This window comes from Fundidesulfovibrio sp., assembly GCF_058402725.1.
In genome coordinates, this window is record NZ_JBZVFJ010000152.1 from 1 (window position 1) to 7,859 (window position 7,859).

A 7,859-nucleotide genomic window follows, 5' to 3' on the forward strand; every position below is an offset into this window, starting at 1 on the left:
GGCGAGGCCCGCGTAGGCCACCAGTTCGCGGGCGCGCTCCAGGGCCTGGGCCTCGTGGACGCGCGCGGCGCGGGAGCCGAAGAGCCCGCCCCAGAAGGAGGCGTCGGCCTTGGCGTGCAGGGGCACCCGCACGTTGTCGAGCACCGAAAGCCCCGCGAAGAGCCGGATGTTCTGGAAGGTGCGCGCCATGCCCAGGCGCGCCACGTGGGCGGGGTCGGCCCCGGTGATGTCTTGGCCCTGGAAGCGCACGGTCCCGGCACTGGGTTTGGTGAGCCCGGTGAGCATGTTGAAGAGGGTGGTCTTGCCCGCGCCGTTGGGGCCGATGAGCCCGAAGATCTCGCCCTCCTGCACGCAAAAGCCCACGCCCATCACGGCCATGAGCCCGCCGAAGCTCTTGGAGAGCCCCTGCACCTCCAGAACGGCGCTCATTTGCCCCTCCCGGACAGAAGGCCCGCGATCCCCCTGGGCATGTACACGCAGGCCAGCACGAGCACCACGCCGTTGAGGATCATGCGCGAATCCTTCAGGGGCCGCAGGATCTCAGGCAGGCTCACCAGCAGGGCCGCGCCCAAAAGCGCCCCCCACTTGGAGCGCGAGCCCCCGATGAGCACGTAGGCCAGGCAGGCCACGGCGGCGTCGAAGGTGCCCTGGCGCACGTTCCATGTGTTCAGGAAAGGCGCGCTCATGGCCCCGGTGACGCCCGCCAGGGCGCACCCGGTGACGAAGGCCTGCACCTTGCGGAAGGTCACGTCCACGCCCATGGCTCGGGCGGCCAGTTCGTCCTCGCGGATGGAGAAGAAGAGCCTGCCCGCACCGGAGCGCTCCAGGCGGTGGATCAGGGCCAGCGTGAGAACCAGCAGCGGCCCGAAGAACCAGATGTAGGCCAGGCGCGACTCGAAGGGCTGCGGGATGCCGAAGATGCCCACGGCCCCGCCCGTGACGGGCATGTTCAGGGCCGCCACGCCCACCACCTGCACGAAGGCGATGGTGGCCAGCGCCAGGTAGATGCCGCGCAGGCGCAGGGCCGGATAGCCCAGGGCCACGCCCAGCGCCACCGAGAGCGCCAGGGCCGCCAGCCACTGCACGGGGTAGATCATGAAGCCCAGGGCATCGCGCAGGGGGGCAAGCCCCGGGTGCGTGCCCATCACGGCGGCCACGTAGCCGCCCAGGGCGTAGAAACCGATGCTGGCCAGGGAGAGCTGCCCGGCCATGAGCGGAAAATAGAGCGAAAGACCCAGCAGGGCCTGCTGCACCACCGCAACGAACAGAAAGCCGTAACGGGCGACGAATTCTTCCATGGCCTAGACCTTCTGCTCCACATGCGCGCCCAGGAGGCCCTGGGGCCGCACCAGCAGCACGGCGAAGAGGAGCACGTAGGCCACGGCCTCCTTGTAGGAGGACATGTCCGGGGGCAGGAAGGCCTCGGCCAGGCCGATCACCAGCCCTCCCACCACTGCTCCGGGGATGGAGCCCAGCCCGCCCAGCACGATCACCGCCAGGGCCTTGAGCCCGTAGGCCACGCCGAAATACGGCCCGGCCAGCCCGAAGCTCACGCCGATGAGCGTGCCAGAAAGCCCGCCCAGCACGCCGGAGATGAAGAAGGTGCCCAGGATGAAGGTGTCCACGCCGATGCCCAGGAGGGCTGCGGTGTCCGGGTTCTCAGCCGTGGCGCGCAGGGCCTTGCCCTTCACGGTGAAGTGGATGAACCACACCAGGGCAAGGAGCATGAGGAGGCTCACGCCGAAGAGGATCACCTGCACGGTGCGCACGGCCACCATCTTGCCGCCCACCTTGAAGATCATGGCCGGGGGGAGCGAGCCGAACACGTCCGGCGGGAAGGAGTAGATCTCCGCGCCGAAGAGGTACTGGATGAGGTTCACCAGGATGAGCGCCACGCCCAGGCTGGAGACCAGGGCCAGCAGGGCGTCGGCGCCCCTGCGGCGCAAGGGCCGGAAGGCCAGGCGCTCCACGGCCATGCCCGCCAGCCCCGAGAGGGCCGCGCCCAGCAGGAGCGCGGGCACGAAAGGCAGCTTGAAGGGCAGGGCCACGCCCGCCAGCAGGCCGTTCAGCCCGAACTGTCCCACGGCCAGCACGTAGGTGAGGTAGGCCCCCAGGGTGAACACCGCGCCGTGGGCGAAGTTGATGATGCCCAGGATGGAGAACACCAGGGTGTAGCCCAGGGCGAACACGGCGTAGACGCTGCCGATGGAAAGCCCGTTGAGGAGATTCTGGAGGAACCAGGCTAAGGACATGGTGATGGGCCGGATGTGCTAGGAGGTTAGGTCTCTCCCCGCCGGAGCGGGATGGGGCCGGGCGATGCCTCGCCCGGCCCCGGAGCGGACTATTTGTTCACGATCACGTAGGCCCCGGTCTTGCCGTCGGGGTTCATCTTGATCTGGGAGACGAAGAAGGTCTTCTGGTGCACCTCGCCGTCGGCGTCCAGGGCGATTTCGCCCATGGGGGTGAGGAAGGTGGCGTTCTGGAGGTTCTTGTTGAGCAGATCGCGGACCTCGGCGAGCTCCATGGCGGTGATCTTCTTGCCGGAGTCCTTCTCGACCTTGGCCAGGGCCTCCACCACCACCTGCACCGCGGCGTAGGCCTGGGCGGCGAACTGGGGGGGCATCTTCTTGTAGGCTTCCTGGTATTTTTCCACGAAGAGCTTGTTCACGGGGTTGTCGGCCTGGGCGCTGTAGGCCTGGGCCACCAGGATGCCCTCGCAGAGCGGGCCGCACACGGGAAGCATGTTGGTGGAGTTGAAGCCGTTGCCGCCCACGATGGGGCCCTGGTAGCCCAGCTGCCGGAGCTGCTTCACAAGGTTGCCGCCGTCGGCCGCCAGGCCGGAGATCACCACCATGTCCGCTCCCGCGCCCAGCACGGCCGTGACCTGGGTGGTGAAGTCGGTGTCGGTGGTCTGGAACTTCTGGATGGTGACGGTCTCCAGGCCCAGGTTCTTGATGGCTTCCTGGAAGATGCCGGTCTCCGAGGTGCAGAAGGCGTCGTTCTGGGCGAACATGACGGCCACCTTCTTGATCTTGGGGTCCACGGAGAGCACGTACTTGAGCGAGTTGGGGGCCACGTCGGTCATGGGAGCGGAGACGCGTCCCACGTAGGGGCCGATCTGGGCGATGCCCTTGGCGGTGTTGGAGGGGCCGATGACGGGCACCTTGGCGCGGTCGGCGATGGGGTCGGCGGCGAAGGCCTGCTGGGTCAGGGTGGGGCCGATGATGCCCACCACCTTGGCGGTGATCAGGCTCTGGAAGGCGTTGATGGCCCCGGCCTCGTCGCCGGCGGTGTCCTGGTAGATGATCTTGAAGGGCGTGCCGTTGACGCCGCCCTTGGCGTTGAGGACGGCCTCGGCGATTTTCGCGCCGTTGACCTGCTCCTCGCCGAACAGGGCCACGTTGCTGGTGGTGGCCACGGCCACGCCGATGGGGATGGGGCTCGCCACGGGCTCGGCCAGCGCGTTGACGGCCAGAGCCAGCAGCAGGGCCAGGAGCGGAAGCACTCTGGTCATGCGGTCCTCCAAACGGTTGATGTTCTCGGAAACGCGACAGAATCCCCTTGAATGCCGCATTTTGTCAAGCCATATCAAGAGGCGGGGCGCCTCGCGTCGAGGCCCCCGCCTGGAGGGGGCGTTGCCGCGGAAAGCCCGGACCAGCACCATCGGAAGCCTTGCCGACGGCGCGTCACGCCGCCCGGGCGCGCCAAAGCAAAGGGCCGCGAGACGTACGCCTCGCGGCCCAAGGTTTCAGCCCGGGGGCCGGGTTCTAGTGGTGGTTCTTTTCCTTGGGCTCCTTGCCCGTGAGGAACTTCCACCAGCCCACGGCGCAGGCCAGGGCGACGGCCATCAGGATGTAGGCGGCCGCTTTGGCGAAGACCATCTGGTCGTGATAGACGTGGAATTCCATGGCGATGCTCCTAGTGGTGGTCCTTGTAGGCCGGGTGGTCCGAGAAGATGGCCATGTACTTCGAGATGAAGCGGAAGCACAGGATGATCAGGGTGACCACGAACACCGACACGATGATCTCCTGCACCGAGGGGAAGTACCGCTGGTCGGGAGTCAGGTTGATGTTGAAGGCGAACCAGGACACGTTGAAGCGGTTGAACACGATGCCCAGCACCGAGATGGTGGCGGCCGCCTTGATGGTGCCGGTGTTCTTCGAGCGGTAGCCTACGGCGTAGAGGAAGCAGGGCAGCGCGATGAAGCCCAGCATCTCGGCCCACCACATGAGGGCGAACTTGCCGTCGAGCAGGTAGGCCCACTTGTGTTCCCCGGCAATGGGGACCCACTTCATGAAGAAGTAGCCGAAGAGTACGATGGAGCACGCCTTGGCGAACATGAACATAACGCCGTCATGGTCGCGGTTGTACTCGGCGCTCATGCGGCTATGCATGTAGTGGTGCGAGATGGTTCCCTCGAAGATGACCATCGACATGCCCGCAACCATCGAGGATATGAAGAATTGCAGCGGCAGGTGCGAGGTGTACCACAGGGGGTGCATCTTGGTGGGCGCGATCAGGTACAGCATGCCCAGCGAGGACTGGTGCATGGTGGAGAGCACGATGCCCATGATGGTCAGGGCGATGGTGGCCTTGTGGATGATGTGGCTGATTTTCTGCCAGCCCACCCAGTCGGTGAAGTTGGGCAGCCACTCGATGGCCAGCACCGTGACGTAGAGCATGACGCACAGGCCCACTTCGAAGAGGACCGAGCTGGTGCCCTGGGAGACGAACACGGGATAGGGCAGCTTCCAGGGCTGGCCCACGTCGTAGAGCAGGGCGTAGACGACGAAGGCGTAGCCGAGGAACGCCGTGAGGATGGCGGGTTTCACCGCCGTGCGGAAGCCCTTGATGTTGAAGATCAGGGCGGCGCAGGTGGTGGTGTAGCCGCCGGCGGCCAGCGCGACGCCGCAGAGCAGGTCGAAGCTGATCCAGATGCCCCAGGGGTTGTTGTTGTCGAGGTTGGTCGTCTTGGCCAGGCCGCCGATGAAGAAGCGGTTGATGGTGACGAACACGCCCACCACGAAGATGGCCGACAGGATGGGGTGCTCCTTGGCGAACTTCAGGTAGGTGACGGGGTTCATGAGACTCTTGATGACGTCCCAGGCCCCGCTCGGCGGCAGAATGACCGGCTCAGCGCCGTGACCGTGATGGCTCATGGTCGGTCTCCTTTACTTTTTGGCCCGTTCGGCGGCGAGGGCCTCGGCCACGGCTTGTTGTTTCTCGTCCTCGGCGCGCTTGTCCTTCCACTTGGTGATCTGCCAGATGCCGCCCAGCAGGACGGGCCAGAGGCAGGCCACCAGGGGCACCAGGCCCAGGGCGCCGGAGGTCATCTCCGGGGCGGGGGTGTTGCCCACGTTCTCGGGCAGGCCGATCTGGGCGAAGGGCACGCTGGAGATGTAGAGCCAGTTGGTGCCGCCCATCTCGCGCTCGCCGTAGACGTGGGGGATGTAGCGCCCGGGCACCTGGCCGATGCGGCTCCAGGCTTCCTTGATGAGGTCTTCGCGCTTGCCCCACACCAGGGCTTCCATGGGGCAGGAGCTCACGCAGGCCGGGAGCTTGGCCTTGCCCGCCTTGATGTGCGGATGGCACATGTGGCACTTCTGCACGTAGGGGATGAGCTTGTCGTACTCGTAGGCGGGCACGTTCCAGGGGCAGGCCACCATGCAGTAGCGGCAGCCCACGCACACGGAGCCGTCGTAGGTCACCGCGCCTTCGGGGGTCTTGGTGAAGGCCTTGACGAAGCAGGCCGAGGCGCAGGCCGGCTCCTTGCAGTGGAAGCACTGGGCCTTCTTGTACACCGGGGACTTCCCGCCCGCGGCCGCCGGCATGTACTTGTTCACCAGGGTGTACATGGTGGCGTCGGTGCGGGCCTTGTCGTTCATGCCCTTGGTGTCCTCGAAGGACTTGGGGTCCTTCTTGGGCAGCGTGGTCCAGGGCTTGGTGACGTTTTCGGAGTTGATCTGGTTGCAGCCCAGTTCGCACTGGCGGCAGCCGATGCAGCGGCTCGCGTCGAAGAGCACGCCGTAGGAGTTGGGATAGCCGTTTAAGGAGTGCCCGCCTGCCGCGTTGGCCTGTCCGGTCAGGGCAGTGGCCGTGGCCGCGCCGGCGAGTCCCAGGAAGTGTCTGCGATTCATGGGTACCTCGTTATTTCTTGGGCGCGTGGCATCCCTTGCAGTCCGTGGCGGCGACGGGCTCCACGCCCATGGCCTTGTGACACTGGATGCACTGGATGTGGTAGGCGGCCATCAGGCCGGGACGCTTGGGCTCATCGGCCGAATTGGCCTTGCCGTGACAGGTGCCGCACTTGGGGGGAACCATGTCGGCCGGGGTGTTGTGGTGGCAGCCCTGGCAGAGGGTTCCGGCCTCGGAGTGGAAGGCCTTGGCCAGGTCGCCCTTGGCGGCGGCCTTCAGGTAGTCCACGTGGGCGGAGTGGTTGAAGGACACGGGCATGTACTTCTTGGAGAGCGAGCCGATGTCCACGGTGTCGGGCTGGGCCAGCTTGGCGGGCTGGGCGGCCGGGGCCTTGGGGTCCTTGTGGCAGGTCGCGCAGGAGGCGTCCTTGGGCCCGGGCGCGATGCCCTGGTGGCATCCGGCGCAGTTGGCCTTCTTGGCGGCCTGGTAGTGGCAGCCCACGCAGGAAAACTTGGAGGTGGCGGAGTGCATGGCCTGGGAAAGCTGGACGTTGCCGCCGTCCGGGGAGCCCTGGCTGGTGTGGCACGTGGAGCAGGGTTCCTGCGAGCCCGTGTGATGGCAGGAATCGCAGTTGGGAACCGCGGCCTCGTGCTTTTGATGGTTGAACACCGCCTTGGACAGGGGACCCTGTCCGGGCTTGCCGCCGATGGCGGTTCCGCTCATGACGATCTGGGGGGATTGCGCCTTGGCCTGCCTGCCCTCGCCCACTTCCAGCCCGGCCAAAAGGGCCGCTGCCAGCGTGAGCGTCAGAGCCAGGAGACAGACCCTGCCCCAGCGTGACCTGGAAACACGTTTCACCATACGCACCCGTCCTTGCCTCTAGGGTTGAACGCCTGAACCCGCGCCATCCGGGACCCCACCCCCCAGGCAACGCGGCGCTGCTGTAAACAGCTGGCCTGAAAACGATTTCCCAGTGGAACTAGAACACATGCAAGAGCTTCGTCAAGCAGTTCGTGAAAGTTGGGACAATGCCGCCAGGCCGCGCCCCCATTGACTTCCCGACCGCTCGCCAGTCTGGGGCCCCGCAAAACCGGACATTTCAGGGCCGGATGACGCCCGCGACGGTTCCTAATTCATACCAGTGCAGTAGCATTGAATCCAACTCCAAAGACCCCTTCCAGCAAGGCAAACATGCATCCTTCCGTATGGTTGCAAATCCGGACCATTGCCCTTCCCCTCTTGGTCGCCCGACGGGGTTCTGTCCGCAAGCGTCCCACCCGTCGCCGCCAGGTCGCCGCGCTTGGCGCATCAGGGCCATGGCCGGGAGAATTCTTTTCCGATCCGGCCCGGCGCAACAGCCAGACGCTGTGGACTGTCCGCGCCAACCCGACCCGCGCAGCGCCTGAGGCAGACGCATTGCGCGGCATTCCTGACGGGTGCACGCCAAGACGCCGCGCGGCGCAGCCATCCCTGGCAGTTGGCCTCCTGGCAGGCTTGCCTGCCGCTCCGCCGCCGCTCAAGGGGACGCCCCTGCCTGGAGCGGTTCCGCGCCCGTCCTGGCCGCGCCACCGTCCCGCCGAAAACGCACGCGCGCTTGTTCCACTCTGGAACAAGCGCGCGAAAAGGCCCCGGCTTCCGGTGTCTCAAGTTTCTCCGGAAGCCGGGGCGGGGGGATGGGGACTTCCCGGCCAAATGCGTCGGTCTTACTTCACTGCATGGCACC

7 protein-coding genes and 1 pseudogene are annotated in these 7,859 nt (G+C 66.3%); all 8 read right to left on the bottom strand.

Features of this window, described 5'->3' with window-relative positions:
* Positions 1-429, bottom strand: a 429-nt coding sequence (locus tag ACV4UX_RS15720) for an ABC transporter ATP-binding protein (protein ID WP_491594227.1), incomplete at its 3' end; no start/stop codon positions are given.
* Entirely contained in the window at positions 426-1,298 is an 873-nt protein-coding gene (locus ACV4UX_RS15725) for a branched-chain amino acid ABC transporter permease (RefSeq protein ID WP_491594228.1), read from the bottom strand. The genes ACV4UX_RS15725 and ACV4UX_RS15720, both read right to left, overlap by 4 nt.
* Positions 1,299-1,301: 3 nt before the next feature.
* The gene (locus tag ACV4UX_RS15730) at positions 1,302-2,252 is read right to left on the bottom strand and encodes a branched-chain amino acid ABC transporter permease (protein ID WP_491594229.1); all 951 of its coding nucleotides are present in this window, start codon (positions 2,250-2,252) and stop codon (positions 1,302-1,304) included.
* 89 nt (positions 2,253-2,341) lie between these two features.
* On the bottom strand, positions 2,342-3,514 hold the full coding sequence (locus tag ACV4UX_RS15735; protein WP_491594230.1) for an ABC transporter substrate-binding protein: 1,173 nt from the start codon (positions 3,512-3,514) through the stop codon (positions 2,342-2,344).
* 253 nt (positions 3,515-3,767) lie between these two features.
* Positions 3,768-3,908 carry a sulfate respiration complex protein HmcD gene (gene hmcD / locus ACV4UX_RS15740; RefSeq protein ID WP_173081523.1) on the bottom strand — a complete coding sequence of 47 codons (141 nt, stop codon included), beginning with the start codon at positions 3,906-3,908 and terminating at the stop codon, positions 3,768-3,770.
* A 10-nt stretch (positions 3,909-3,918) separates the two neighbouring features.
* Positions 3,919-5,160, bottom strand: coding sequence for a sulfate respiration complex protein HmcC (hmcC, locus tag ACV4UX_RS15745; protein ID WP_491594231.1), 1,242 nt, complete (start codon positions 5,158-5,160; stop codon positions 3,919-3,921).
* 18 nt (positions 5,161-5,178) lie between these two features.
* Positions 5,179-6,138, bottom strand: a pseudogene (gene hmcB, locus ACV4UX_RS15750) (sulfate respiration complex iron-sulfur protein HmcB); the annotation flags it as partial.
* A gap of 10 nt (positions 6,139-6,148) precedes the next feature.
* On the bottom strand, positions 6,149-6,997 hold the full coding sequence (locus tag ACV4UX_RS15755; RefSeq protein WP_491594232.1) for a cytochrome c3 family protein: 849 nt from the start codon (positions 6,995-6,997) through the stop codon (positions 6,149-6,151).
* Positions 6,998-7,859 lie beyond the last annotated feature (862 nt).